The 25,550-nt window shown below is 65.2% G+C and carries 25 protein-coding genes and 6 tRNA genes; 8 read left to right on the top strand and 23 right to left on the bottom strand.

Features of this window, described 5'->3' with window-relative positions; translation table 11 throughout:
* Positions 1–2: 2 nt before the first annotated feature.
* The 13 genes from ACWPW1_RS09055 to ACWPW1_RS08995 form a co-directional block, all read right to left on the bottom strand.
* The gene (locus tag ACWPW1_RS09055) at positions 3–332 is read right to left on the bottom strand and encodes a YnfA family protein (protein ID WP_059314405.1); all 330 of its coding nucleotides are present in this window, start codon (positions 330–332) and stop codon (positions 3–5) included.
* Positions 326–1,468: a GNAT family N-acetyltransferase gene (locus ACWPW1_RS09050; protein WP_454252828.1), complete on the bottom strand. Its 1,143-nt coding sequence runs from the start codon at positions 1,466–1,468 to the stop codon at positions 326–328. The genes ACWPW1_RS09055 and ACWPW1_RS09050 overlap by 7 nt, the downstream gene beginning before the upstream one ends.
* A gap of 134 nt (positions 1,469–1,602) precedes the next feature.
* Positions 1,603–1,678: transfer RNA gene (locus tag ACWPW1_RS09045), tRNA-Glu, on the bottom strand.
* 34 nt (positions 1,679–1,712) lie between these two features.
* Positions 1,713–1,788, bottom strand: a tRNA-Ala gene (locus tag ACWPW1_RS09040).
* A 40-nt stretch (positions 1,789–1,828) separates the two neighbouring features.
* A tRNA-Glu gene (locus tag ACWPW1_RS09035) sits at positions 1,829–1,904 on the bottom strand.
* A 34-nt stretch (positions 1,905–1,938) separates the two neighbouring features.
* Positions 1,939–2,014: transfer RNA gene (locus tag ACWPW1_RS09030), tRNA-Ala, on the bottom strand.
* Positions 2,015–2,054: 40 nt separating this feature from the next.
* Positions 2,055–2,130, bottom strand: a tRNA-Glu gene (locus ACWPW1_RS09025).
* A 42-nt stretch (positions 2,131–2,172) separates the two neighbouring features.
* Positions 2,173–2,248 (bottom strand) — tRNA-Ala (locus tag ACWPW1_RS09020).
* 99 nt (positions 2,249–2,347) lie between these two features.
* Positions 2,348–3,226 carry a ParB/Srx family N-terminal domain-containing protein gene (locus ACWPW1_RS09015; RefSeq protein WP_082696307.1) on the bottom strand — a complete coding sequence of 293 codons (879 nt, stop codon included), beginning with the start codon at positions 3,224–3,226 and terminating at the stop codon, positions 2,348–2,350.
* 70 nt (positions 3,227–3,296) lie between these two features.
* Positions 3,297–4,418, bottom strand: a complete 1,122-nt coding sequence (locus tag ACWPW1_RS09010; protein WP_454252827.1) for a beta-ketoacyl-ACP synthase III — start codon at positions 4,416–4,418, stop codon at positions 3,297–3,299.
* A gap of 72 nt (positions 4,419–4,490) precedes the next feature.
* Complete coding sequence (locus ACWPW1_RS09005; protein WP_454252826.1) at positions 4,491–5,480, bottom strand: DctP family TRAP transporter solute-binding subunit; 990 nt, start codon at positions 5,478–5,480, stop codon at positions 4,491–4,493.
* A gap of 185 nt (positions 5,481–5,665) precedes the next feature.
* Positions 5,666–5,797, bottom strand: coding sequence for a hypothetical protein (locus ACWPW1_RS09000; RefSeq protein WP_257721112.1), 132 nt, complete (start codon positions 5,795–5,797; stop codon positions 5,666–5,668).
* A gap of 61 nt (positions 5,798–5,858) precedes the next feature.
* Positions 5,859–6,098 (bottom strand): DUF2789 domain-containing protein, encoded by a 240-nt coding sequence (locus ACWPW1_RS08995; protein ID WP_017641794.1) that lies wholly within the window; start codon positions 6,096–6,098, stop codon positions 5,859–5,861.
* A gap of 141 nt (positions 6,099–6,239) precedes the next feature.
* Here ACWPW1_RS08995 and cprA point away from each other — a divergent pair, with 141 nt between their 5' ends.
* On the top strand, positions 6,240–7,391 hold the full coding sequence (gene cprA / locus ACWPW1_RS08990; RefSeq protein ID WP_454252825.1) for a cationic peptide resistance protein CprA: 1,152 nt from the start codon (positions 6,240–6,242) through the stop codon (positions 7,389–7,391).
* Between the two features lie 52 nt (positions 7,392–7,443).
* Here cprA and ACWPW1_RS08985 read toward each other — a convergent pair whose 3' ends face one another.
* Positions 7,444–8,382 carry a bestrophin family protein gene (locus tag ACWPW1_RS08985; RefSeq protein WP_313648727.1) on the bottom strand — a complete coding sequence of 313 codons (939 nt, stop codon included), beginning with the start codon at positions 8,380–8,382 and terminating at the stop codon, positions 7,444–7,446.
* 259 nt (positions 8,383–8,641) lie between these two features.
* Between ACWPW1_RS08985 and ACWPW1_RS08980 the strand changes: the two genes are divergently transcribed.
* Positions 8,642–9,271 (top strand): DsbA family oxidoreductase, encoded by a 630-nt coding sequence (locus tag ACWPW1_RS08980; RefSeq protein ID WP_454252824.1) that lies wholly within the window; start codon positions 8,642–8,644, stop codon positions 9,269–9,271.
* Between the two features lie 4 nt (positions 9,272–9,275).
* Here the strand turns inward: ACWPW1_RS08980 and def are convergent, their stop codons facing one another.
* On the bottom strand, positions 9,276–9,815 hold the full coding sequence (gene def / locus ACWPW1_RS08975; protein WP_434776291.1) for a peptide deformylase: 540 nt from the start codon (positions 9,813–9,815) through the stop codon (positions 9,276–9,278).
* Between the two features lie 58 nt (positions 9,816–9,873).
* Here def and ACWPW1_RS08970 point away from each other — a divergent pair, with 58 nt between their 5' ends.
* Positions 9,874–11,064 carry a serine hydrolase domain-containing protein gene (locus ACWPW1_RS08970; protein WP_454252823.1) on the top strand — a complete coding sequence of 397 codons (1,191 nt, stop codon included), beginning with the start codon at positions 9,874–9,876 and terminating at the stop codon, positions 11,062–11,064.
* Here the strand turns inward: ACWPW1_RS08970 and ACWPW1_RS08965 are convergent.
* The 6 genes from ACWPW1_RS08965 to ACWPW1_RS08940 all read right to left on the bottom strand — a co-directional run bounded on the left by ACWPW1_RS08965 (position 11,055) and on the right by ACWPW1_RS08940 (position 18,271).
* Positions 11,055–11,888 carry a hypothetical protein gene (locus tag ACWPW1_RS08965; RefSeq protein WP_454252822.1) on the bottom strand — a complete coding sequence of 278 codons (834 nt, stop codon included), beginning with the start codon at positions 11,886–11,888 and terminating at the stop codon, positions 11,055–11,057. The genes ACWPW1_RS08970 and ACWPW1_RS08965 overlap by 10 nt on opposite strands.
* A gap of 3 nt (positions 11,889–11,891) precedes the next feature.
* Positions 11,892–12,794 (bottom strand): response regulator, encoded by a 903-nt coding sequence (locus ACWPW1_RS08960; protein ID WP_454252821.1) that lies wholly within the window; start codon positions 12,792–12,794, stop codon positions 11,892–11,894.
* A 548-nt stretch (positions 12,795–13,342) separates the two neighbouring features.
* Positions 13,343–13,951 carry a hypothetical protein gene (locus ACWPW1_RS08955; RefSeq protein ID WP_454252820.1) on the bottom strand — a complete coding sequence of 203 codons (609 nt, stop codon included), beginning with the start codon at positions 13,949–13,951 and terminating at the stop codon, positions 13,343–13,345.
* Between the two features lie 344 nt (positions 13,952–14,295).
* Positions 14,296–16,935, bottom strand: a complete 2,640-nt coding sequence (gene pepN / locus ACWPW1_RS08950) for an aminopeptidase N (RefSeq protein ID WP_454252819.1) — start codon at positions 16,933–16,935, stop codon at positions 14,296–14,298.
* 12 nt (positions 16,936–16,947) lie between these two features.
* Complete coding sequence (locus tag ACWPW1_RS08945; protein ID WP_184291842.1) at positions 16,948–17,781, bottom strand: DUF2797 domain-containing protein; 834 nt, start codon at positions 17,779–17,781, stop codon at positions 16,948–16,950.
* Between the two features lie 226 nt (positions 17,782–18,007).
* Entirely contained in the window at positions 18,008–18,271 is a 264-nt protein-coding gene (locus ACWPW1_RS08940; protein ID WP_059314391.1) for a YeaC family protein, read from the bottom strand.
* 296 nt (positions 18,272–18,567) lie between these two features.
* On the opposite strand from ACWPW1_RS08940, the gene pdeM reads away from it, so the two are divergent.
* Positions 18,568–19,227, top strand: a complete 660-nt coding sequence (gene pdeM, locus ACWPW1_RS08935; RefSeq protein WP_160923015.1) for a ligase-associated DNA damage response endonuclease PdeM — start codon at positions 18,568–18,570, stop codon at positions 19,225–19,227.
* Positions 19,228–19,245: 18 nt separating this feature from the next.
* Here pdeM and ACWPW1_RS08930 read toward each other — a convergent pair whose 3' ends face one another.
* Together ACWPW1_RS08930 and ACWPW1_RS08925 are read right to left on the bottom strand one after the other, a co-directional pair.
* A complete protein-coding gene (locus tag ACWPW1_RS08930; RefSeq protein WP_454252818.1) occupies positions 19,246–19,470 on the bottom strand; it encodes a hypothetical protein in 225 nt (74 codons plus the stop codon).
* A 67-nt stretch (positions 19,471–19,537) separates the two neighbouring features.
* On the bottom strand, positions 19,538–20,419 hold the full coding sequence (locus ACWPW1_RS08925; protein ID WP_059314388.1) for a polyprenyl synthetase family protein: 882 nt from the start codon (positions 20,417–20,419) through the stop codon (positions 19,538–19,540).
* A gap of 135 nt (positions 20,420–20,554) precedes the next feature.
* Between ACWPW1_RS08925 and fni the strand changes: the two genes are divergently transcribed.
* Genes fni through ACWPW1_RS08905 form a run of 4 tightly spaced genes read left to right on the top strand, consistent with a single transcriptional unit; the run spans position 20,555 to position 25,548 of the window.
* Complete coding sequence (gene fni / locus ACWPW1_RS08920; protein ID WP_454252817.1) at positions 20,555–21,604, top strand: type 2 isopentenyl-diphosphate Delta-isomerase; 1,050 nt, start codon at positions 20,555–20,557, stop codon at positions 21,602–21,604.
* A gap of 26 nt (positions 21,605–21,630) precedes the next feature.
* A complete protein-coding gene (locus ACWPW1_RS08915) occupies positions 21,631–22,899 on the top strand; it encodes a nucleotide disphospho-sugar-binding domain-containing protein (RefSeq protein WP_454252816.1) in 1,269 nt (422 codons plus the stop codon).
* Positions 22,889–24,055, top strand: a complete 1,167-nt coding sequence (gene crtY / locus ACWPW1_RS08910) for a lycopene beta-cyclase CrtY (RefSeq protein WP_454252815.1) — start codon at positions 22,889–22,891, stop codon at positions 24,053–24,055. The genes ACWPW1_RS08915 and crtY overlap by 11 nt, the downstream gene beginning before the upstream one ends.
* Positions 24,052–25,548 carry a phytoene desaturase gene (locus ACWPW1_RS08905; RefSeq protein WP_454252814.1) on the top strand — a complete coding sequence of 499 codons (1,497 nt, stop codon included), beginning with the start codon at positions 24,052–24,054 and terminating at the stop codon, positions 25,546–25,548. Before crtY ends, ACWPW1_RS08905 begins: the two co-directional genes overlap by 4 nt.
* Positions 25,549–25,550 lie beyond the last annotated feature (2 nt).

Raw genomic sequence — 25,550 nt, 5'->3', positions numbered from 1 at the left:
TACTAGGCGCTGCCCCGCGGCGCCAGCAGGATCACCAGCGCCCCCGCTACGCAGAGCAAGCCACCCGCCAGGTCCGTCCAGGTCGGGCGAGTGCGCTCGACCAGCGCCAGCCAACCCAGCGAGGCCACTACATAGATGCCGCCATAGGCGGCATAGGCGCGACCGGCGTAGGCCGATTCGATACGGGTCAGCAGCAAGGCGAAGAGCACCAGGCTGGCGAGACCCGGGACTATCCACCAGGGACTGCGATCCAGACGCAGCCAGAGCCAGAAGGCGTAGCAGCCCGCGATCTCGAACAGCGCGGCCAGCAGGAACCACAGATAGTTCAGCATGAGGCCGCGCCATCCTCCTGGCGGTAGGGCAAGGCTTCGGCGGCTTGCCGGGCATAAGCCTGGACCCCTGCTCGCTCCTGATCGAGAAACTCGGCCACGGCCGCTCTGAGCCCCGGATGCACCAGGTAGTGCCAGGAACGGGTCAGCGTAGGTTCGAAGCCGCGAATCAGCTTGTGCTCACCCTGCGCGCCGGCATCGAAGCGCTGCAGTCCTTCGGCGATGGCGTACTCGATGCCCTGGTAGAAGCAGGTCTCGAAATGCAGCTGGTCGAACTCCTGCAAGCAGCCCCAGTAGCGACCATAGAGGGTGTCGCCGTCTCTCAGGTAGAAGGCCATGGCTACCGGCCGGCTGCCCTGGTGCACCAGCACCACACGAATGGCCTCGGGCAGCCGTTCCGCCAGCAGGCTGAAGAAGGCGCGCGTCAGATAGGGATCCTGGCCGCGCACCTCATAGGTGTTGGCATAGCAGGCATAGACGAAGTCCCAGTCCGCCTCGCTCAGCTCATCGCCCTTGCGCCACTCGAAACTCACCCCCAGGCCAGCAACCTGATCGCGCTCCTTGCGCAGCTGCTTGCGCTTGCGCGAGGTCAAGGCGGCGAGGAAATCGCCATAGTCGCGGTAGCCGCGGTTATGCCAGTGGAACTGGCAACCGAGGCGGGCCAGCCAGCCATCGCGATCCTGCAGCACGGCATCGGCCTTGGGGTCGGTGAAGTTGACGTGCAGGCTGGAGAGCTCCAGACCGGCCAGGCTGCCCGTGGTGGCGTCGAGCAGGGTCGCGCAGGCGGCTGACTCACCCAGCAGGCGTGCGCCTTGTACCGGCGAGAAGGGCACGGCGGCCAGCAGCTTGGGATAGTAGTCGATCCCGGCCCGGCGGCAGGCGTCGGCCCAGGCCCAGTCGAAGACGTATTCGCCATAGGAGTGCGCCTTGAGATAGGCCGGCATCGCGGCGAGCAGCTGTCCCTGGGCATCCTTGAGGATCTGGTGCGCCGGCTGCCAGCCGGTCCCCTGCCCCAGGCTGCCACTGTCTTCCAGGGTGGAGAGGAATTCATGCCGCAGAAAGGGCTGGTCGTCCACCAGCAAACCGTTCCACTGCTCGGCAGACACCTGGGCCAGGCTGTAGAGATACTCGACGATCATCCCACTCCCCTTGCTTGGACTCGGCGTACAGGTCTAACACAATTCAATGCCCTGACGGGCACCTGGGAAAGACCCTGGTGAATGGCTTTCGTGCGGACGAAAAAAAACCGCCGTGAGGCGGTTTCTTTCGAGTGTGGCGTCCCCTAGGGGACTCGAACCCCTGTTACCGCCGTGAAAGGGCGGTGTCCTAGGCCACTAGACGAAGGGGACGTTACCCTGGTGCGACCCTTGCGGATCACGAAATTGGTGGAGCTAGACGGGATCGAACCGTCGACCTCTTGCATGCCATGCAAGCGCTCTCCCAGCTGAGCTATAGCCCCAAGTACAGCATCTTGTCACGTCTGGGATACGTGACCGATATGGCGTCCCCTAGGGGACTCGAACCCCTGTTACCGCCGTGAAAGGGCGGTGTCCTAGGCCACTAGACGAAGGGGACGTTACCCTGGTGCGACCCTTGCGGATCACGAAATTGGTGGAGCTAGACGGGATCGAACCGTCGACCTCTTGCATGCCATGCAAGCGCTCTCCCAGCTGAGCTATAGCCCCAAGTACAGCATCTTGCCACGTCTGGGATACGTGACTGATATGGCGTCCCCTAGGGGACTCGAACCCCTGTTACCGCCGTGAAAGGGCGGTGTCCTAGGCCACTAGACGAAGGGGACGAAACCTTCTACCGATTTCCCCCCGCAGGCGAAATCGAAATTTGGTGGAGCTAGACGGGATCGAACCGTCGACCTCTTGCATGCCATGCAAGCGCTCTCCCAGCTGAGCTATAGCCCCGTCGGTCAGGACGGTGCGCATGTTAAGAGGCCCGGCCTCCCCTGTCAACACCAAAGAGAAAAAAAGCTGCTAGTAACAGACACTTATGCCCTGAATCGGTTAGATCGCCCGGGACAGGGCCGCACGCTGGGCGCGGGCGGCCAGCAGGTAGGTGAACTTGCCATCGCTGGCAGAAAGCTTGCGCAGTACCTTCTTGTCCACCGCTCGGTAGCCGCCCATCTCCAACGCGGTACGCCCCGAGCTGCCGATCAGCATGCCGGGGTTCGCCACCATCAACTTGGCCGCCTGCTCGACGAGCTTGGCGTAGCGCTTGCGATCGTCGAGATCGTAGCCCTGCAAGGGCAGCAGCATGCGCAGCCATTCGGCCCAGTAGAACTCCAGGAATTCCGACGGCAATACCCGACCGTCTGGAGTACGCGGCTTGTCGTAGCCGATCTGGCGCGTGAAATACACCAGGGCGCGATAGGGATCGTCCGCCATGGCGGTGAGCCCCAGGGATGCTGGGAGCTGTTCGGGCAGGATCGGCCGCCCCTGGGGATCCTTGAGCCAGGCCTTGCGTTCATCCAGCAGGCGAATCCAGAACTCCGCCATGGTCGCGGACGCACTGAAATCGTCGGTGACCCTGACCCATACCCAGGTCTCGGGGCCACCGCCGGGATGTTCCCAGAAGGCGGAAAAGGTGTGGTGGCCGTCGGTGAGATAGAGCTGTTGCTCCGGCCCTATGACGACGGTCTTCATTTCGTCCGGGTAGGTTCCGGGCGGCCTTGCGCCCAGGGTATCGCCTGCGGAACGCAGGCTGGTGCTGGGCTGGAATCCACCACTCAGGTGCTGGCCATTGGCTTCACAGTAGTCGTCGAACAGCTTGCGCCGGTCGCAGGCGTACTTGCCAAGTTTGTACAGCACCTGGTCATGACCGATCGCGGGCTGGGTGGGGCGCAGCTGTCGCAGCTGTACCCGGAGCAGGCTTCCTGGCTGCACGGGGTCTCCCTTACTCAAGATGTCTTCCCAGGTCCGACAACGGTCATCCCGTGAAGACTCCTGCCGTCGATCAGACCTTGCGCAGAATCACGCTGCCGATGGAGTAGCCCGCGCCGAAGGAGCTGAGCACGCCGAGGCTACCGCTGGCCAGATCCTCATGATGCAGATGCAGCGCGATGACCGAGCCTGCCGAGCTGGTGTTGCCGTAGGTATCCAGGATGACCGGCGCCTCGTTGGGCGCAGGCTCGCGCCCCAGCAGGCGTTTGACGATGAGGTGGTTCATCGCCAGGTTGGCCTGGTGCAACCAGAAACGCGACACCCGCTCGACCGGAATGTCCAGCTCGGCGAGGTGGTTGGCGATCAGTTCGGCTACGAGCGGACAGACCTCCTTGAACACCTTGCGCCCTTCCTGGACGAACAGCTTGTCCGGATTGGTCATGCCCTCTTCCGCCGCGCGGTTGAGGAAGCCGAAGTTGTTGCGGATGTTGTTGGAGAACTGGGTGAACAGCCGGGTGCCCAGGATCTCGAAACGATGCGCCGAGGTGGCCTGGTCGGCGCGTTCCACCACCAGGGCGGTGGCGGCATCGCCAAAGATGAAGTGGCTGTCGCGGTCACGGAAGTTGAGGTGGCCCGTGCAGATTTCCGGATCGATCACCAGTACCGCCCGGGCCTGGCCCAGTTGCACGGCGTTGGCGGCGGTCTGCAGGCCAAAGGTCGCCGATGAGCAGGCGACGTTCATGTCGAAGCCATAGCCCTGGATACCCAGGGCGGCCTGGACCTCGATGGCTACCGCCGGATAGGGGCGCTGCAGATTGGAGCAGGCGACGATGACACCGTCGATGTCGGCGGCGGTACGTCCCGCTCGTTCCAGGGCTTCGCGGGCCGCAGCGACGCCCATCTCGCAGAGGATCGAGGGTTCGTCATTGGTCCGTTCGGGGATGCGCGGCACCATGCGCGCCGGATCGAGAATGCCCGCCTTGTCGACCACATGGCGGCTGCGGATGCCGGAGGCCTTCTCGATGAAGGCGGCGCTGGATTCCGGCTGGGGCGCCAGGCTGCCCTGGGCGATGGCGTCGGCATGCTCGGCGTTCCACTGGCCGGCCCACTGGTTGAACGACGCGACCAGTTCGTCGTTGGAAATGCTTTCGGGCGGCGTATAGAGCCCACTACCGCTGATGACCGCGTGCTGCACGGCTATTCCTCTTGTTGTCGGGATGACGCCGTGCCAGTTTGCCGCAAATCCAGGGTGGACGCCCGTGCAATCTCAGCGCCGATTGGCCGCCTCGGCGGCCCGCAGGACGTCGCTGCCCACCTCGCTCTCGTATTTCTTGATCAGGGGCATTACGGCAGCGCGCCAGGCCTCGCGCTCGGCGGGCGTTGGCACCAGGATCTTGCTGGTGCCGGATGCCGCCACCCGCTCGCGAGCCTTGGCGTTGATGCCCTCCGCATCGCGGTTCACGGACTGGGTCACCTCGTCGAGGATCGCCTCCAGTTCGCTACGGATCTCGAAGGGCAGAGCGTTCCAGAAGCTGGTGTTGGTAATGAGCATATAGGTCAAGAAGCTGTGATTGTCCTCGACGATGTAGGGCTGCACGGTGTTGATCTTCTGGCCCAGCAGGTTCGACCAGGGATTTTCCGCGCCTTGCACCTTGCCGGTCCGCAAGGCGTCGTAGACCTGGGCGAACGGTAGCTTGACCGCCTGGGCGCCCAGCTGCTGGTAGTAGGCGGCGAGGACTTCGGAAGATTCGACGCGGAAGGTCAGGCCCTTGAGATCGGCAGGCGCGTGGATTTCCCGCGTGGCGGAAAGCTGACGGCCACCGTTGTTCCAATAGGCCAACCCGGTGATGCCGTGGGTGACCAGGCTGCCTAGCAGTTCACGGCTCTTGTCACGGCGCTGGAAGCGTTTGACCGCCTCCAGGTTGTCGAACAGATAGGGGAGATCGTAGACCCTGAGCGCCTTGGACAACGCATTCAGCTTGGAGACCGAAGGGGCCAGCATCTGCACCCGGTTGCTGCGCAAGGCCTCCAGTTCGTCGGCGTCGCCTACCAGGGTGGAGCTGGGATAGACCTCGACCTTGACCTTGCCGGCCAGACGCTCCTGCACCAGCTTCTGGAACTGCAACGCACCGCGCCCCTTGGGCGTGTCGTCCGTGACCACATGGGCGAACTTGATGACGATGGGGTCGGCGACGGCCAGCGGCACGGCTAGCGCGAGCAACAACCCGGCCAGGGTGGCGAAGAAGGTCTTGATCATGGGATTCCCTGCGATGAACGATCCATTGGGCCGCTTGCGTGCCCCGTCGCAGTGCGTACGCGACGCGATCACCTTAGCAGTCACAAGGCGAATGACTGGTCAGCGGAGGGAAGTGGCACGACGAATGTGCAAGAAAGCAGGATCAGGGGTAGGAACAGCGCCGTCGAAACGGCGCCAGGCATCCATCAGGGCGAAATAGGATCACTTGCGGGAAAGGTTTCCTCGACGGATTCGTCGAGCTGCTCTTCACTTACCTCGTCTTCATCGTCGGCGACGGGCGGATCGTTCGGCTGCTGCTGGGCATAGACGGCGTTCATGGCAAATCTCCAGACGCGGAAAGGGAAGGACTACAGAGCCGAAAGGACTCGGCCCTGTACGTTAGTCATGGCGATGCAGGCGGACGTTCAGCTCGTCGACGATCGGCGCCCAATCGGCATCTTCCATGATCTCGTCCTTCAGGAACGCCTTTTGCGACGGTGACCAGAAATCGGCTTCCGAGACCTTCACCTCGTCAGGCAGCGGTGAATGGCTGGCGATGAAAGCATCGATGGCAGCCGGATCGGAATCCAGGCCCAGTTGCTCGAAAAGGGTCGTCAGGTCGTGAACGGGAAGTTCCATAGGGGTCTCCAGACAGGTATCGGTCGGTAAAGGCAAGCATCTAGAAAGACGCCAGCCTTGAGGGGTTCCCCGGCCTTAATAAATCCTTCAGCGACGTACCTTAAGGTTAGGCCCACGTTCACCCTACCAGGGCCCTCCCCAATGTCGCTTCCCGTCTCCTCCATCCAGTTCACCGCCCCGCAGCGCCGTATCCTCGTCACCGGAGCCACCGGCTTTCTCGGCGGCGCCGTCACCCTGCGCCTGCTGGAGCTGGGACATATCGAAGGCCTGAGATTCCTCGTCCGCGCCGCTACCCAGGCGGAAGGCCTGGAGCGCCTGCTGCAGAACCTGCGCATGCACGACGTCGACGAACATCTGGCCGCCCGGCTGCAACCCGAGCAAATCCTCTGCGGCGATCTGCTCGATACCCAGTGGATCGAGGCCGCCAGGCCCCAGCTGCTGGCGCTGGACGAGGTCATCAACTGCGCGGCAGTGGCCTCCTTCTCGCGCAATCCCAAGATCTGGCCGGTCAATGTCGAAGGCACCTTCGCCCTGGCCGAGGCCTGCGCCCAGTCCCGTCGCTTGAAACGCTTCCTGCATGTCAGCACCGCCATGGCCTGCGGCCCCCAGCGCGAATCGCCGGTCGCCGAGACCTGGGACTTTCCCGAGCCGGAGCAGCAACTGGTGGACTACACCGCGTCCAAGGCGGCCATCGAACTGAAGTTGCGCAATGAGTTGCCGCTGCTGCCGCTGGTGGTGGCGCGCCCCTCCATCGTCGTGGGTCACCGCCGTTCGGGCTGCAAGGCCTCAGGAAGCATCTTCTGGGTATTCCGCATGGGCTTCGCCCTGGAGCGCTTCACCTGCGGCCTCGATGAACAGATCGATGTCATCCCGGTGGACTACTGCGCCGAAGCCCTGGTGGAACTGGCACTGAAGCCCAAGCTGAACTACAGCCTGTACCACATCTCCGCGGGTAATGCGGGCGCCTGCACCTTTGGCGAGATCGACGAAGCCTATGCCGGTGCCATGGGTGATGCCCCGGTGGGTGATCGTTATCGGCAGGTGGACAGTGCCGACCTCAAGGAACTGGCCGCGGACTTCAACGAACGCATCGGCCCGGCCAATCCGCGCCTGGTGCTGCGCGCGCTCAAGCTGTACGGCGGCTTCGCCGACCTGAACTACCTGTTCGACAATCAGCGCCTGCTCGACGAAGGCATCGCTGCCCCGCCGCGCTTCACCGACTACCTGGACGTCTGCGTGCACTCCTCGCGGGACATCAGCATCCCCGCGCAGATGCAGTGGGACTTCAAGTAGAGCGCCGGTTCGGGCACCCGGCCGTACTGGCCGCCGGGTGCCGCCCAGGCCGTCAGACGGAATCCCTCTCCGGCGAATTCAGCCGCGAATCCCGCACGATCTCGCTGACCGAGGCGTAACCGCCACGGGCATCGCGCAGCATGGTGCGCAGATTGCCTTCGATGGTGTTGCAGATGGTGCCCATGGTGATCTGGTGCCGACTGCGCTGGAAGGGGTTCTGCAGATCGGTGCCGACCTTTTCCATCGCCAGGAAGATGAAACCCACCACCGTGGAGGCCAGCGGCGTGTACCACTCCAGACTTTCCACCAGGCCGATGGGCATCAGCACGCAGAACAGAAAGATGAACAGCCGCGGGAAGTTCACATAGGGATAGGGCAAGGGCGTATTGGCGATCCGCTCCATGCCGCCCTGCCAGTTGGACATGTCGACGAAGGTGGCCTCGAGACGCTCCAGGCGAATGCTGTCCAGCCGACCGGCGCGGTACTCCAGGGCGATCAGGCTGGAGGAACCGCTGAGGATGGCGTTGGCGAAGTTGTTGGTCTCCTTGCGCATCGCCCACTCCTCCTTGCCCAGGTAGGTACGTACCTCCTTGGGCAGCGGATCCCCGCTGAGCTGGCAGGCCAGGCAGCGGACATAGGCGAGGTGGCGCTCGATGAGGACCGTCTTGATGGCGTTGAAGTGTTCGTCGCCGTCGTCGATGAGCGTCAGCGCCTGCCGGGTGAAGCTGCGCGAGCTGTTGACCATGCCACCCCAGAGGGTGCGCGCCTCCCACCAGCGCTGATAGGCACTGGTGTTGCGGAAGCTGGTCAGCACGATCAGCGCCGAGCCGATCAGGGTCAGCGGGATGTTGGGCAGTTGCGCCCGCTGGTCGACGAAGATCATGTAGTCGACGGTGATAGCGATGTCCCATAGCAGCAGCCAGAACACCGACCAGCCCACGTAGGAGAAGGTCTGCCGAAGGAATGTCAGTTTGCGGTCGAAAAAACCCAAGGTGATAGCCCTTAGCGCGTGAAAGAAGAGGTGCAGCGATACGAACCTGAGCGCCGAGACTGGTTCAAGGCAAGCCTCTGGATCGCGGAGCGCCACCCACTTCACGCAATTGAGCGGCGGGAATTCGGTTTCCAGATATGAAGAACAACCGACAGGACGGTGCTCGGCGCCTGCCTGTCTGGTTCGGAAAATCCATCATCGCCGAACATCCGCGCCTGCTCGCGGTCCGACGGACACCATGCCCTTCCGGAGCACTGCCATGACCGCCACCCCGAGCGTTCGTCTGGATGTCTGGAGCGACTACGTCTGCCCCTTCTGCTATCTGGAACTGCCCCAGCTGGCGCGCCTGCAGGAGGAATTCGGCGACAGCCTTGCCATCGAATGGCATGCCTTCGAACTACGCCCCGATCCCACCCCTACCCTCGACCCCACGGGCGACTACCTGCGCCGGACCTGGGATCGCGCGGTCTACCCCATGGCCGCCGAGTACGGCATGGTGCTGCGCCTGCCGCCGGTACAACCGCGCAGCCGCCTGGCCTTGGAAGCGGCGGAGTTCGCGCGCGACCACGACCGCTTTGACGCCTTCCACCTCGCGGTCTTCCAGGCCTTCTTCGAAGAGGGTCGCGATATCGGTGACCTGGAGGTCCTGCTCGATCTGGCACGCCGCAACGGGCTCGACAGCGAGGCACTCAAGGCCAGCCTCGCCCGTGGCGAGCATACCGATGTGGTGCTGCACGCCGAGGATCGCGCCGAAGCCCTGGGCATCACCGCCGTGCCGACCCTGCTGCTCAGATCCGCACGAGCCCCTATCGAAGAAGCCCAGGCGCTGGACGGGGCAGTGCCCTTCGCCCAGCTTGCGGCGGCCGTGCGGGCGCAGCTGGACGCCTGAGCGCCTAGCGCTGGGCAGCCGGCGTCAGCTCGGGAAAGAGCACCTCGGTGAAGCCGAAGCGGGCGAAATCCTGGATGCGCGAGGGGTAGAGGCGACCGATCAGATGGTCGTACTCATGCAGCACCACCCGCGCATGGAAGCCCTCCGCCTCCCGCTCCACCGGGCGGCCGTCACCGTCCACGCCGCGATAGCGAATTCGCCGCGGCCGCGGCACCTCGCCGCGCAGACCCGGAATCGACAGGCACCCCTCCCAGCCCAGCTCTTCGCTGGCATCGAGCACCTCGATATGCGGATTGATCAAGACCTGCAGCGGCACGGGCGGGGCATCGGGGTAGCGGGCGTTGCGTTCGAAGCCGAAGACCATGAGCTGCAGGTCCTCCCCGATCTGCGGCGCGGCCAGACCAACGCCCCCGGCGGCGGTCATGGTGTCGAACATGTCCTGGATCAGCCCGTGCAGCTCGGCCGAGCCGAGGCGCGCGGCAGCCACCGGCGGCGCCACCCGTAGCAGTCGGGGATCACCCATCTTCAAAATGTCGCGAATCATGCGAGGATTCCTTCTTTGGCCGGTCCAGCAGCCGGCATTCGTCAGGAGCTTAAACCAGATGTCTTCCCTACTGCTCGCCAGCGCCCTCGGTCTCGGCCTTAGCGTTCCCCTCGCCCAGGCCGAGGACGCCGCGCTCGCCGCCCGCCTGGATCCGATCCTGGAGCGCGCCATCGCCCAGCAACGCATCGTCGGCACCGTGGTCATGGTCGCTCGCCAGGGACAGGTGGTGTATCACCGCGCGGCCGGCTTCGCCGACCGTGAGGCCGGCCGCGCCATGCAGCAAGACCAGCTGTTCCGCTTCGCCTCCCTCACCAAGCCGGTGGTGGCCGTCACGGCACTCCGCCTGGCGGACCAGGGGCAGCTGGACCTGCAGGCTCCCGTCAGTCGCTACCTGCCCTACTTCACCACGCGCCTGGCCGACGGCACGCCGGCCGTGCCCACCCTGGCGCAGCTGCTCAGCCATACCTCCGGACTGCACTACGGCTTTGGCGAAGAGCGGGATGGTCCCTATCACCAGGCCGGAGTATCCGACGGCCTCGATGGCGCTACCCTGACCCTGGAAGAGAATCTAAGGCGCCTGGCGGGCGTGCCGCTGGACTTCGCCCCCGGCAGCCACTGGCGCTACTCCCTTGGCCTGGACGTGATGGGTGGTGTGATCGCCGCCGCGACAGGGCTGCCGCTGCCCGCCGTGGTCCAGCGCGAGGTATCGGCACCGCTCGCGCTGCAGGATCTGACCTTCCACGTCACCGACCCCGCGCGCCTGGCGACCGCCTATCGCGACGGCTATCCGCGCCCTGAACCCATGAGCGAGCCCTATCTGCTGCCCCTGCCCAAGGGCGGCATCCTCTATTCCCCCGCGCGAGCCCTTTCGGCGAACGCCTTCGCCTCGGGCGGTGGCGGCATGCAAGGAAGCGCAGGCGACTATCTGGCCTTCCTGGAGGCGCTCCGCCAGGGCAAGCTGCTGCAACCAGCCAGTCAACGGCTGTTCATGGAAGACCAGATCCCAGGGCTGCAACGCGAAGACGCCCCTGGCTGGGGGTTCAGCCTGGGCGCGGCAGTGCTGCGCGATGCCCGGCTGGCGAAGACGCCGCAGGCGCCTGGCACCCTGCAGTGGGGTGGCGTCTACGGCAACGCCTGGTTCATCGACCCGGCGCGCGAATTGAGCGTGGTGATCCTGACCAATACGGCGATCGCCGGCATGAGCGGGCCCTTCCCCGACGCCATCCGCGATGCCCTCTATCAGGACTGACTGACGGCTAGCCTGGCCTGTAACGCGCGTAACTGCTCCTGCAGTGCGGCATGCTCGCGTTGCAGGGCCTGGTAGTTGTCGGTGACCGCATCGGTGTCGATGAATACCTGCTCGATGAACTCCTTCTCCACCAAGGTCCGCGACAACTTCGCGCGTTCTTCTTCGAGGCTTTCACGCAGGGTTTCCAGCTCCTCCTGCAATCGTCCATCCCCCTCCGGCGCAGCGGCCGGGGCCAGCTGCTGCCGCTGGCGCAGCAGCTCTTCGCCGAGCCGCTGCACCTTCGTCTTGAGCTGATCGCGCTCGCGGCGCATTTCCAGCAGGGCTCCCTGGACCCGATCGTGGTCGAGACTCAGGCGCTGCAACTTCGCCTCCGCACCGCGCATTTCGCGATTCTGCACGTGCAGGTTGCTGATCAGCTTGTGTGCTCGATCCAGCTTGGACTTGAGATCGTCCAGCCTGAACTCCAGATTCTCGCGGTGGGACAGCAGGTCGTCGATATAGGGCTGGTTGGTCTTCTTCCAGTCCGGGTAGTCATCGCCCTCGACCCCGTCGAGGCGGCCCACCAGGTCCAGGCTGTCGCTCATGGCCTGGCCCAGGGGTTCGACATCCGCTTGCCGCGCATCGTCAATCAGGCTGGCCGCGGTCTCGGCCTGGCTACCGAGTGCCAGGGACTCGCCGGGCTCGGCGGCCTCATCGTCCTCGGCCACCGCTACGGGGGGTGGAAAGAGCCGTTGCCAGAGCAGCGTCATGACCAGGGCGATGAGCAATACGTTGGACAGGGTGACCAGCAGGAAACCCCATTCGACGAAGCGCGAGTCGTCCATTCCCTAGCTCAGCAGGAAGGCGATGAAACCGTCGCCGAGTTCGGGAAAGGACAGGCTGAAATCGGCTCGACCGTTGTTTTGGCGCCATAGGCTGTAGAGCTTCTCGAAAGGCTTCTGCACCAGGTGGCTGGTACTGAGCACCAGCGGTGCGCCACCCTTGCCGGCGGAGATCATGCCGTTGAGGTCCGCCAGAAAGGCGGTAGCGTTCTCGTAGATCTCCCGACTCAGGGTCCCGCTGGCGATGGCGGCATGGATGGCGGCGGGAGCAAGGCCCGCGAGGGACCCGCCGAGAATACAGGCCGCATTGAGATCCAGCAGACACACCGCTTCCAGCGCCTTGCTCTGCGGATGGCCATAGATGCCGATCACATAGGGCAAGGCCAGGCGGTCGACCGGAATCGGGGCCATGGGCTCGATCTGGCAAACGATGGACGACCGGCCGAGCAATTGGCGAATACTTTGTGGATCGGGCTTGAAGCGGGTCGGCATCGGCAGGCTCTCGCGACCGGAGGATCCGATAGCCTGTTCGGCACTGGCGCCATCCTGTAGCACCGTGAGCACCGCCTGCTGCAAGGTGTCCTGGGTAAAGGGCTTGGTGACGACGAAGGCCGCGCCATTGCGGTAGGCCTCCTGGATGTTGCGCGCCGAGGACTCGGTGGTGACAAAGCCCACATGGATATCGGCCCCCACCCGCTGGCGGATCGCCTGGAGCAATTCGAGGCCACTCATGCCGGGCATGTGCCAGTCGGTGAGCACCAGATTCGGCGTCCAGTTCTTCAGCAGGGTCAGGGCCTCACTACCGGTGGACGCGACCCGCAACTCGATATCCTTGTAGCCCGTACTGACCAGAATGCGCTTGATGATGGTCTGGACCGCTCGACTGTCGTCTACTACGAGGAACTTCATGCTTCATCCCTGAGTTGTGGGCACCCGGCTATCCCTTCTTGGACATACGCCTCGGCTGCAGACTTGAATCACGCGCCCGATGTCATTTGGCCAGTAACAGCCGAACGGCGGGATTCCTGCGATAGCTCGGCATCGGCGCAGGAAAGGCGATCCCCAATGACGGGAAATGGCAATTCCAACATCGCGCGATACAGCATTAGAATCTCTAGCTCGCGGGTTTCAACCTTATTATCCGCTTCGACCAGACAGAGCAACCCCTCCAGGACCAGGGTGCGTGCCGCTACGCTGAGCGGGCCTGCTGGCACACCAGCATCACCGCCTGCAACGTCTCGCGCTCATGACGTAGAGAGCCTTTACCGCCTCTACCAGATTGGGATCAGGTCGTGACGGCGCGTCAGCTGGACATCGATCTGGATAGAGGCGTTGCGGCAAGCGTTACGTACCGTGGATAGGGCGCTGTAGAGACAAGCCATGAGGACCGCCGCTCAGCGCGACGGATGCGCTGAGCGGCAAGATGGCTGGTGAAGCACCGCCCGGGAAATCACCGGTCAGGGTGCGGATGGCGCGCCCGCATCGGTCGGATTGCGTGGAGGCGCGTCCGCCTTGCGGCTGTGCTTTACCTCGGCCATCAGGGCATCCCGCTCCTGGCGAATCTGGGCGAGGGTGGTCTGGGTCCGGATCAGCTCCTCTTGCAGGCGCTGGGCCTGGGCCTCGGAGGCGCGCAGCTCGCGATTCTGCGCCCGCAGGCCGGTCACCACCTTGTGCGCGCGGGTGAGCCTCATGACCATGTTGTCCACCTTGAGCTCCAGGGCTTCGCGGTGCGACAGCAACTCCTCGACATAGGGGTCGTCGCTCTTCTTCCACTCGGGATAGTTGGCGTCGTAGACCTCTTCCGGACCTTCGTCGAAGAGGTCGACGTTACGGTTCGCAACCGGGGCGGTGCTGGTGGGCAGCTGTGGTGGCGGGGTGTCGGCAGGCAGGTTTTCTACCGCCACGGGAACAGGCGGCGGCTGTTCCTCGCTGGCGGCCTCACTCTTGGTCGCGGCGTCGCCAGCAAAGTAGCGCTGCCACAGGAGAAACACCACCAGGGCAATCAGCAGGATGTTGCACAGGGTTATGAGGACGAAGCCCCAATCCATCAGCTGTGCATGATTCATCTACCGCTTCCCTCTCTGACGGTGGGTGGGCCTGGTGGCCCATCGAGACCTATCGCCTGCCCTGTCGGCGGCTACACCTCGTCCTGCAGCTGATTTGAATACAGCCGTCAGCCGAAAACATCTCTATCAGCCAGGCGGCGCCTGCGCGGGGACGAGGTGCACACGACCGCTTGCCGGATCGGGTGACAGACGATCTCTGGACTCTAGCCGCAAGGAAGATGACGGGCAAAAAAAAGCCCAACGGCTGGGCGTCGGGCTTGGGGGCGACTGGCAAGGTTGGGCGTCGCGTCGCTCAGCCCACCCTATGGATTTCGCAGCCCGAGCGGGCGCGCTGCCGAACCGATCTACGCCAGGCTCTTGCTCACCACCTCATAGACATCGTTGGACAGCTCGCCGCTGGCCAGGATGCGCTCCAGTTCGGCGCGCATCAGGGCCTGACGCGCGGGACCGTACTTCTTCCAGCGGGTCAGGGGCGTGAGCAGGCGCGAGGCGATCTGCGGATTGAGCCGGTTGAGGGTGATGATCTGATCGGCCAGGAAGCGGTAGCCGCTGCCATCCTCGGCGTGGAAGTTGACCAGGTTGGCGTTGGCGAAGGCCCCGATCAGCGCCCGCACCTTGTTGGGGTTCTTCAGGGTGAAAACCGGGTTCTCCATTAGCGCCTGGACGCGGGCCAGGCCGCCCGGCAGCGGACTGGAAGCCTGGACGCTGAGCCAGGTGTCCATGACCAGCGGATCAGCCTTGAACTCCTCGTGGAAGCGCGCCAGCACCTCCGCCTTCTCCTGCTCGAAGCCGGAATTGACCAGGGCACTCAGCGCGGCCAGGCGCTCGGTCATGTTGTCGGCGTGCTCGAACTGCTCCAGGGCGGCATCGCGGGCTTCCGGCTCTTCCAGCAGCATCAGATAGCCCAGGGCGGCGTTCTGCAGGCTGCGACGCGCGATATGGTCGGCGCTGGCCTGGTAGGGCGTGGCACTCGATTCCTCACGAGCGCTGCGGTAGCGCTGCCAGAGCACGTCGCGCAGGGCCTCGGCGATGGCACGTCGGGCCTGGCGACGAGCGCCATGGATGGCCCCCGGATCGGCCTGTTCGGACAGCTCCACCAGGTAGGCCTCGGACGGCAGCGACAGCATCTCGGCGACCATGGCCGGATCGAGGGACTCGTCCGCCGCCACGGTGCGCAGGGCCTCCACCAGACGGGTGTCCAGCGGCTGGCCGGCGATCATCTCCTGCAGCACCTGCACCGCCAGTTGCTGACCAGCATCCCAGCGATTGAAGCCGTCGCTGTCATGCTGCATGAGGAAGGTCAGCTGCTCGCGGCTGTAGGGGAAGCTGAGCTTGACCGGCGCGGAGAAGCCACGCAACAGCGAAGGCAGCGGCTGCTCGGGCACGTCGACGAAGGTGAAGGTCTGCTCGGCCTGGGTGACCGACAACACCCGGTCGGTGCCCTGGGCAGCGGCTTCGCCTTCCAGGCGCAGGGGCAGCTCGCGGCCCTGGCCATCCAGCAGGCCCAGCTGGACCGGGATGACGAAGGGCTCCTTGGTCGGCTGGCCCGGGGTGGGCGGGCAGCTCTGGCGGAAGGTCAGGCGATAGGTCTTGGCCGCCGCATCGTACTGCTCGCTGACCGCCAGGCGCGGGGTACCGGACTGGCTGTACCAGCGCTTGAACTGGCTGAAGTCGGCGCCATTGGCGTCTTCCAGCGCCTTGACGAAATCATCGCAGGTCACCGCCTGGCCATCGTGACGCTCGAAGTAGAGATCGGTGCCCTTGCGGAAGCCCTCGGGGCCCAGCAGGGTGTGCAACATCCGCACCACCTCGGCGCCCTTCTCGTACACCGTCAGGGTGTAGAAGTTGGAGATCTCGATGAAGTGATCCGGACGCACCGGGTGGGCCATGGGACCGGCGTCCTCGGCGAACTGGTTGGTGCGCAGGAAGGCCACGTCCTCGATGCGCTTGACCGTCGGCGAATTCATGTCGGAGCTGAAGCCGGCATCACGGAACACGGTGAAGCCTTCCTTGAGCGACAGCTGGAACCAGTCGCGGCAGGTCACACGGTTGCCCGACCAGTTGTGGAAGTACTCGTGGGCGACGATGGCCTCGACGCGCTGGTGAGCGGCGTCGGTGGCGGTGCGCGGGCTGGCCAGCACGGCGCTGGAGTTGAAGATGTTGAGCCCCTTGTTTTCCATGGCGCCCATGTTGAAGTCGTTCACCGCCACGATCATGAAGATGTCCAGATCGTATTCGCGGCCATAGGCCTCTTCGTCCCAGCGCATGGATTTCTTCAGGCTGTCCATGGCGTGCTGCAGCTTGCCGATGTTTTCCGGCTCGACATAGATACGCAGGGCCACGTCGCGGCCGCTGCCGGTGCGGTAGCTGTCTTCCACGCACCAGAGGTCACCGGCCACGAGGGCGAACAGATAGGCCGGCTTGGGGAAGGGATCTTCCCAGGTGGCCCAGTGCCGACCACCCTCGGTGTCACCGCTGGCCACGGGGTTGCCGTTGGAGAGCAGGATCGGGTACTTGGCCTTGTCGGCCTCCACCGTGGTGGTGAAGACGCTCATCACGTCCGGACGATCCAGGTAGTAGGTGATCTTGCGGAAGCCCTCGGCCTCGCACTGGGTGCAGAACATCTTGCCGGAGACGTATAGCCCTTCCAGGGCGGTGTTGCTTTCCGGATGGATGCGCACCGAGGTCTTGAGCACGAAGGCCTCGCCCTGCGGCTGCAGGGTCAGGCTGCCCGCCTCGACCTGGTAATCACCTGCGGCCAGGGCCTGATCGTCCAGCGCGACCGCCAGCAATTCCAGCTCCTCGCCGTGCAGCACCAGCGGCGGCAAGCCGGCGCCACGCGCCGGATTACGCTGCAGGCGCAGCTCGGCGTGCACCAGGGTCTGGTCGTCGTGCAGCTCGAAGCGCAGGCGGGTTTCCTCGATGAGGTACTCGGGCGCCTGGTAGTCCTTGAGGTAGATGGTCTGGGGCTGGTCGGTGCGCATGGGGTTACATCCTTACTCGGAAACGGACACGGCCAGCTGATAGGCCGTGTACTTGCGAATGTTGATCACGCCGGTGTCGAACATCAGGTATTGACCCTTGATGCCCAGCAGCGTGCCTTCCACCACAGGCGTCTTTTCCAGATCATGACTGACCACCTTGGTGGGATAGACCGTGACCGGATAATGGATCTCGATGGGCGCCATGTCGACCACCGGCTGGATCGCCTGCAGGCCGAAACGGCCCTGAAGATCGTCCAGGCCCTGGGCGCAGGCATCGAAGATGCGCTCGCGTACCGCCACCAGGTCTTCCGGCGCGGCGACGCCCTTGAGCATGGCGCGCCAGTTGGTGCGGTCGCCCACCTGGCTACGCAACACGTCCTCCACCAGGCCGGATTGCTGGCGGGTGGCGACCCTCAGGATCGGCAGCGCCTGGTAGGCGCCCTGATCGATCCAGCGGGTGGGCAGCTGGGTGGCGCGGGTGATGCCCACCTTGAGGCCCGAGGAATTGGCCAGGTAGACCACGTGGGGCACCATGCAGTGGGCTTCGCCCCACTCCGGCTGGCGGCAGGTGCCGTGCTCGTAGTGGCACTTCTCCGGACTGACGATGCAGCTGTCGCACTGGGCCAGGGCAATGAAGCAGGGATAGCAATAGCCCTGGCTGAAGCTCTTGCGGGTCTTGCGACCGCAATGGGTGCAATGGATGGCGCCCAGGTATTCGAGGCGCACGCGGCGGCCGATCAGCGGGTTGACCGGCACCTCGCGCTCATCGAGGCGGAAGGCATAGTTGACGGGGTCGGCCAGGGTCACGGCCATCTTGCGCAGGGCGCCACGGCCCAGTTCGGTCATCACGGTGGTGCTTCTCGGTTTCTAAGAGCCCGCTCAACGTCTCGCGAGCTAGCGACAAACAAGGCGAAAAGGCCTGAGGAAGCGGAGTTTACGAATGGTAAATGAGCATTCCGAAGGCCTTTTCAACGCCGTTTGGCCGACGCGCAGCAGACGTTGGGCGGGCTCTGATAAAGACGCGAGGTGCCTCTTCTGGCGAAGGGCACCTCGTCGGGTAGGGCGTGGCCGATCAGTGAATGGCGTCGGACTTGAACAGGATGTTCTCGATGGGCACCGACTTGGAGGCACATTCCTGGGGGCCCATGTAACCGGTCCGCTGGTCTTCGGGCAGGTGCTTGGCCTCGTAGGCGATCACTGCCTGCAGACAGAGCTCGACCTGGTCACGACTGAGTTTGCGGCCGTCGGGCCACTTGCCGATCTCCACGGCCAGCTTCAGGCCGTCGTAGATATCGGGGGTGATGTTTTCCAGCATCTGGGCGAAGGATGTCGACATGGGTCGCTCCGGACTCTAGTGAACCGCCAGTTTACCGGGCTGCCCGCCGCGGTGCACCTGGCCTGGCTCAATGGCGGTCATAGGCCCTACCGTGCGAACGGATCGCGGCCATGGGCCGCTCCTACAACTAGCCTGAGTGGTAATGGCCGCGATGATCCCGAGCTCCCTCTTTACCTGCAGGCGTGGTCGCATCGGCGGATCGCCATCGCTACAGGCTGGCTGTGCTGCCCAGCATGCGACACGCTGAACCCTGGCACATGACCGCTATCAGAGCAGGGAGCTTTTCTGGAGACGTCATGCCTGCCTATCACCCCCTCATCCTCGCCGGAGTCGAACTCTGGCTGCTCGCGGAAAAGGCGATCTATTGGCCAGCGCGCCAGGCGCTGCTGGTAGCGGACATCCACTTCGGCAAGGCCGCCGCCTTTCGGGCGCTGGGTCAGCCTGTGCCCCATGGCACCACGGCGGGCAACATCGCCCGGCTGGATGCCCTGCTGGCCCGCTACGACTGTCGCGAGATCATCTTCCTGGGCGACTTCCTGCATGCTCCGGAATCCCGCGCGCCCCTGACCCTGGACACCCTGGCGCGCTGGCGCGAGCGCCAGGCCGAGCTGCGCCTGCTGCTGATCCGCGGCAACCATGACCGGCGCGCCGGGGATCCCCCGGCGAATCTGGGCATCGAGGTGGTGGGTGAGCCGTTGGAGCTGGAGGGTCTGTCGCTGCAGCACGAACCCGATCCCCATCCGCACCTGCCGGTGCTGGCCGGGCACATCCATCCGGCGTTTCGGCTGCACGGCCGAGGGCGACAGGCACTGCGTCTGCCCTGCTTCTGTCTGGAAAATGATGAGGTGCTGATCCTGCCGGCCTTTGGTGACTTCACCGGCGGGCACCTGCTGGCGCCCGACCCAGCTCGGCGGATCTTCGTGGTGGGGGATGGCGGTATCTGGCCCTTGCGCTAGAGCCAGATACCTTGAGAATCAGCCTTCTTCAGTGATCCCGGTGATGGTGATGCCATGGCGCTCCAGCAGGGCTACCGTGGGTTCATCGTAATCCCGCGGTACTTCACTGTCGTCGTACTCCTCCAGGGCATCGTCACGCACGATCTGGGCGACGCGTTCCATGTCCGGCTTCTGATCGGCTTCGGTGGAAACCACCGAGGTGTTGCCGTCACTGTTGCTGTAGGCAATCTTCCACTTCGACATCTTCACGCTCCTCTCACAGGAAAAAGGCTATCCAGGGTTTAGAGGGCCAGATCCGGGAGAATTCGCCCTAACGCGGACGAAAGACGATATCGAGTAGCCCGGCCAGGGCGCCGTCGGCGCAATCGGCCTGGGCGAGCGCTTCGCGTGCCTGCCTGAGATGGCTCTGCAGCTGGCGCTGGGCATGATCGCGACCCAGCAGGCTGACCAGGGTGGATTTGTCACCATCCTTGTCAGCGTCCTTACCCAGGCCCTTGCCATCATCGAGGTCGTCGAGCAACTGGAAGGCCAGACCCAGCTGGCAGGCGAAGACCTGAAACGCCTCGCGCTGCTGCGCGGACGTGACCAGGGTCGCGCTGGCCATGCCCATGGCGGCGGAAAACAGCGCGCCGGTCTTGAGCTGGTTGGTGAGGGCGATGGCATCAGCCGGGCGAGCCTGCCGTCCGCCATGCAGATCATGGTACTGGCCGCAGACCAGACCAGCCGTGCCAACAGCATCCGCCAACTGGCAGACCATCTGGGTGCGGGTCTCGGCCGGCACCGCGGCCAGCCCGGCGACCAGGCGCAGGGCGTGGCTGAGCAGGGCCACTGCCGCCAGCATGGCGACGTCTTCACCAAACTGTACATGCAGGGTCGGCCGGCCACGGCGTAGCCGGGCATCGTCCATGCAGGGCATGTCGTCGAGGAACAGCGAAGCCGCGTGGACCATCTCCACCGCACAGCCCAAGTCGAGCACGGCCTCGTCGGGCTGGCCCAGGTCGTCGGCCGCCAGCACCATCAGCAGCGGACGCAACCGCTTGCCGGGCGCCATGACGCCACTGCGGATGGCCTCGGCGACCGGATCGTCACCGGCCGGTAACAGTACTGCCAGACGCTCGTCGATACGGGTACGCTGCCCTTGGAGCGTAGCGGCAAAATTGTCTGTCGCGTTCGGCACTAATACGGTCGCCATGAGTCGAGATACTCCATATGTGGAACCGACGAACGGTCGCACCTCGGTGGATTCGGTCTTCGCAAAGCGAACCCGTCGTCCCCTACCAGACCACAACGACCGACGAAAGGTCATTCAGGGCGGACTCTAGAAGACATGGTGGATTGGGAACTGGCAAGCCGCAAGAACGATCATCTGGACATCGTGCTGGATCCCCACAAGGCCCGCAGCGCCGTCACCACGGGCTTGGAGGCCTTTCGCTTCACCCATGACGCCCTGCCCGAACTGAATCTCGACGACGTCGACCTGGGCACGCGCCTGTTCGACCGTCCGCTGGCAGCGCCCCTGCTCATCAGCTCCATGACCGGCGGTCCAGAGCGGGCGGCGCTGATCAACCGGCATCTGGCCGAAGCGGCCCAGGCCCTGGGTATCGCCCTGGCCGTCGGCTCCCAGCGCATCGCCCTGCAGCAGGGGGGCGATCAGGGTTTGACCGGTGAATTGCGCCGCCTGGCGCCGGACGTACCGCTGCTGGCCAATTTTGGCGCCGCGCAGCTGGTGGCCGGCTATGGCCTCACCGAGGCGCGGCGGGCGGTGGAGATGATCGAGGCAGACGCCTTGATCGTGCATCTCAATCCGCTGCAGGAAGCCGTACAGGCCGGTGGTGATCGCACTTGGCGGGGCATTCTGGCCGCGCTGGAAAACCTGGTTACACATCTGGCCGTACCGGTCGTCGTCAAGGAAGTGGGCGCCGGACTCTCCGGTCGCGTTGCTCGGCAGCTGATCGACGTGGGCGTAGCCGTGCTGGACGTAGCGGGCGCGGGCGGGACCAGCTGGGCTGTCGTGGAAGCCGAGCGTGCCCGTGACGCGCAGCAGCGTGCCATCGCCCGAGCCTTCGCCGACTGGGGCATCCCCACCGCCGAAAGCCTGCGTCAGGTACGCGCCGCCTGCCCGCAAGCAACGGTGATCGCCTCAGGCGGTATCCGCGACGGCATCGACGTGGCCAAGGCCATTCGCCTCGGCGCAGACCTCGCGGGTCAGGCGGCGGCCGCTCTCCCCGGTGCTACCGAGTCGACCGAGGCGGTGATCGCGCATTTCCAGGTGGTGATCGAGCAGCTGCGCATCGCCTGCTTCTGCACCGGTTCGGCCAATCTGGCGCAGTTGCGCCAGGCCGAGCTGCTGGACGCCACCTCGGCCCGGTGCCCATAGTGGCCGACACCCGACCGGACGCTGCCATGCATGTCGCCCTGATCTCGCCGCCGCTGCCGAGCCATCTGTCCACCCATCTGGTGCTGGGCGAGGCGCTGGTCGCGCTTGGCCATCGGGTCACCCTGTTGCACCAGGTGGAGGTCGGCGACCGGCCGCTTCCGGCCGGGATCGACTTCCAGGCCATAGGCGCGACCAGCCATCCGCGTGGCAGCCTGGGCCCCTTGCTCGCCCGTACCGCCAGCAGCAAGCCCTGGTCGGTGTTCGGAGTGATCGCCGACATGGCACGCAACACCGAACTGTTCTGCCGCGAAGGCCCGACCGCCCTGCGTGACCTGGGCGTCGATTGCCTGATCGCCGATCAGATGGAGCCGGCCGGCGGCCTACTCGGAGAGCATCTCGGCCTGCCCTATGCCTCCTTGGCGTGCGCCGTGCCGATGAATCGCGAACCCCACCTGCCGTTGCCCACCCTGCCCTTCGCCTATCCCGGCAGCGAGCGGGAGCGGCAGATCGTCCAGGGCGCCACCCAGGTGTTCGACCTGATCATGCGTGGCCAGGGCAAGGTGATCCAGCGCCAGGCCCAGGCTTTCGGTCTTGGCGAGCGGCGTACCCTGGATGACTGCTTCTCGCCCTATCTGCAGCTGAGCCAGTGTCTGCCGGGCTTCGACTTTCCCCGCCGTGCGCCGCCGCCCCACTTCCACGAGGTAGGCCCGCTGCGTCCGCCGGCGGCTCGCAAACAGCATCTGGCGCTGGAGATAGATCCGCGCCGACCCTTCGTCTTCGCCTCCTTCGGCACGCTGCAGGGCGGACGGCTACCGCTGTTCCGCCGCGTCGCCCAGGCCTGTCGCCAGTTGGACGTTCAGGTGCTGATCGCCCACTGCGGGCGGCTGGATGGCACCGCCGAGCGCCGCCTGCTCGACGATGGCGCCACCTGGGTCACCGACTTCGCGCCCCAGGAAGCCGCCATTGCCCGCGCCGATGCCGTCATTACCCATGGCGGTTTCAATACCGTGCTGGACGCCCTGGCGGCCGGCAAACCCATGCTGGCCCTGCCCATGGTCTTCGATCAGCCGGGCATCGCCCGGCGCCTGGAACGGGTCGGCGCCGGCCTTTGCCTGGCGCCGCGGCTGGCCAGCAAGGCGCGCCTCGCCCAGGCCCTTGGCGCGGTCCTGGCCGATCCCAGCTATCGCCGGGCGGCCGAACGTTTCGTGCCCATCGCGACGACAGCCGGGGGTGCCACCGCCGCCGCACGGTTGGTGGATGGCCTGGCCCGGGGAGGACTGCATCATGCGTCCTGACCTGCTGATCGTCGGGGGTGGCCTGGCCGGGGGACTGCTCGCCCTGCGCCTGGCCGAAACCCGCCCGGAGCTGGACTGGCGCCTGGTGGAGGCCGGCCCGCGACTGGGTGGCAATCACACCTGGTCCTTCCACGAGCCAGACCTCACCGCGCCCCAGCATGCCTGGATCGCGCCCCTGGTCGCCCACCGCTGGCCGGGCTACGAGGTGCGCTTCCCCGAGCGGCAGCGGCAGCTCGGTAGCGGCTACGCCAGCATCAGCGCCGATCGCTTCCATGAGGTGCTGAGCGCACGGCTGCCGGCCGAGCGCCTGTTGCTGGGCCGCGAGGTCTTGCGGCTGCAGGACGACGGCGTGGTCTTCGCCGATGGCTACACCCTGGCCGCCGGCGCAGTGATCGACGCCCGGGGGCCGCGACCCGATCCGGCGCTCTGGCTCGGCTATCAGAAATTTCTCGGCCAGGAGGTGCGTCTTACCCACCCCCATGGCCTCGCCGAACCCATCGTGATGGACGCCACCGTCGATCAGCTGGACGGCTATCGCTTCGTCTACAGTCTGCCGCTGGCCCCGGATCGCCTGCTGATCGAAGACACCTACTACGCCGACGGCGAAAGCCTCCCCGTCGAACGTCTACGCCAGCACCTGGCCGACTACGCCCGCCAGCAGGACTGGGAAATCGCCGAGGTGCTGCGCGAGGAACAGGGCGTGCTGCCCATCACCCTGGGCGGCGATCTCGACCGCTATTGGAACAACGTCACCGCCGGAGCGCCGATTGGCCTGGCTGCGGGGCTGTTCCATCCCACCACTGGCTATTCGCTGCCCGAAGCGGTGCGCCTGGCGGAGCACCTGGCGGCCCAGCCCTTCACCTCCAGTGCGACGCTGCGCGATATCCTGCGGGACTATGCCCGGGGCCGCTGGCAGGGCCAGGGCTTTTTCCGCCTGCTCAACCGCATGCTCTTTCTCGCTGGCCGCCCCGAACACCGGGTGCGTGTCATGCAAAGGTTCTACGGCCTCGGCGAACCGCTGATCCAACGGTTCTACGCCGGCCGCCTTACCGCCTTCGATCGCCTGCGCATCCTTTCCGGCAAACCGCCGGTACCGCTGAAACCGGCACTGGATGCTGCGCTGGCGCGTCCCCCTCAGTCCAAGGAAGCACCATGACCCAAGGTAACGTGCCCAAGCGGGCCATCGTCATCGGCGCCGGCTTTGGCGGTATCGCCCTGGCGATCCGCCTGCAGTCGGCCGGCATCGCCACCACCCTCATCGAAGGTCGCGACAAGCCTGGTGGCCGTGCCTACGTCTATGAGGACGCGGGCTTCACCTTCGATGCCGGCCCCACCGTCATCACCGATCCCTCAGCGCTCGAAGAGCTGTTCGCCCTCAGTGGTCGGCGGATGAGCGACTATGTGGAGCTCCTCCCGGTCAGCCCCTTCTACCAGCTATGCTGGGAAGACGGCACCCGTTTCGACTACGTCAACGACCAGGCCCGGCTGGACGAACAGATCCGTGCCCTGGAACCTGCCGACGTGGCCGGCTACCAGCGCTTTCTCGCCTATTCCCAGGCGGTATTCGAGGAAGGCTATATCCGCCTGGGCGCCAAGCCCTTCCTCAAGGTGAGTGACATGCTCGCCGCCGGACCCAAGCTGCTCCAGCTCAGTGCCTGGCGCAGCGTCTACGCCCAGGTGTCGCGTTTCGTGAAGAGCGAAAAACTGCGCCAGGCGCTGTCGTTCCATACCCTGCTGGTGGGCGGCAATCCCTTCGCCACCTCCTCGATCTATGCGCTGATCCACGCGCTGGAGCGCAAGTGGGGCGTCTGGTTCGCCAAGGGCGGTACCCATCAACTGGTTCTGGGTCTGCTGAAGCTCTTTACCGATCTCGGCGGCGAAGTACGGCTGAACGCACCGGTGGAACGCATCCTCACCGAAGGCAATCGCGCCACCGGCGTCTGCCTGGCCGATGGCAGCCAGATCGAGGCCGACCTGGTGGCCTCCAACGCCGACGTGGTGCATACCTATCGCAAGCTGCTCGGTCACCACACCCATGGCGTGGTCGAGAGCAACCGCCTCAAGCGCAAGAGACACAGCATGTCGCTGTTCGTCATCCACTTCGGCCTGAGCCGGCCGCCGGTGGGCCTCGAACACCACATGGTCTGCTTCGGCCAGCGCTATCGCGGCCTCATCGACGAGCTGTTCAAGGGCCCCGGCGTACCGGACGACTTCTCGCTCTATCTGCACTCGCCCTGCGTCACCGACCCCTCGCTGGCGCCACCCGGCCAGAGTGCCCACTACGTGCTGGCGCCGGTACCACACCTGGGCAATGCCGACGTCGACTGGAGCGTGGAAGGCCCGCGCCTGCGCGACAAGATCCTCGCCTACCTGGAAGAGCGCTACATGCCGGGGCTGCGTGAGCACCTGGTCACCTCGCGCATCTTCACCCCCGCCGATTTCCACCAGGAGCTGAACGCCTACCACGGCTCGGCCTTCTCCCTGGAGCCCATCCTCACCCAGAGCGCCTGGTTCCGGCCGCACAATCGCGATAGTGTCATTCCCAACCTCTATCTGGTCGGCGCGGGGACCCATCCCGGTGCCGGCGTTCCGGGCGTGGTGGGCTCAGCCAAGGCCACCGCCAGCGTCATCCTCGAGGAGCACGGTTAGCC

It is taken from the genome of Pseudomonas sp. Marseille-Q7302 (assembly GCF_965111925.1).
The sequence above is the reverse complement of the archived record's forward strand: the minus strand, read 5'-3'. Positions and strand labels throughout refer to the sequence as shown.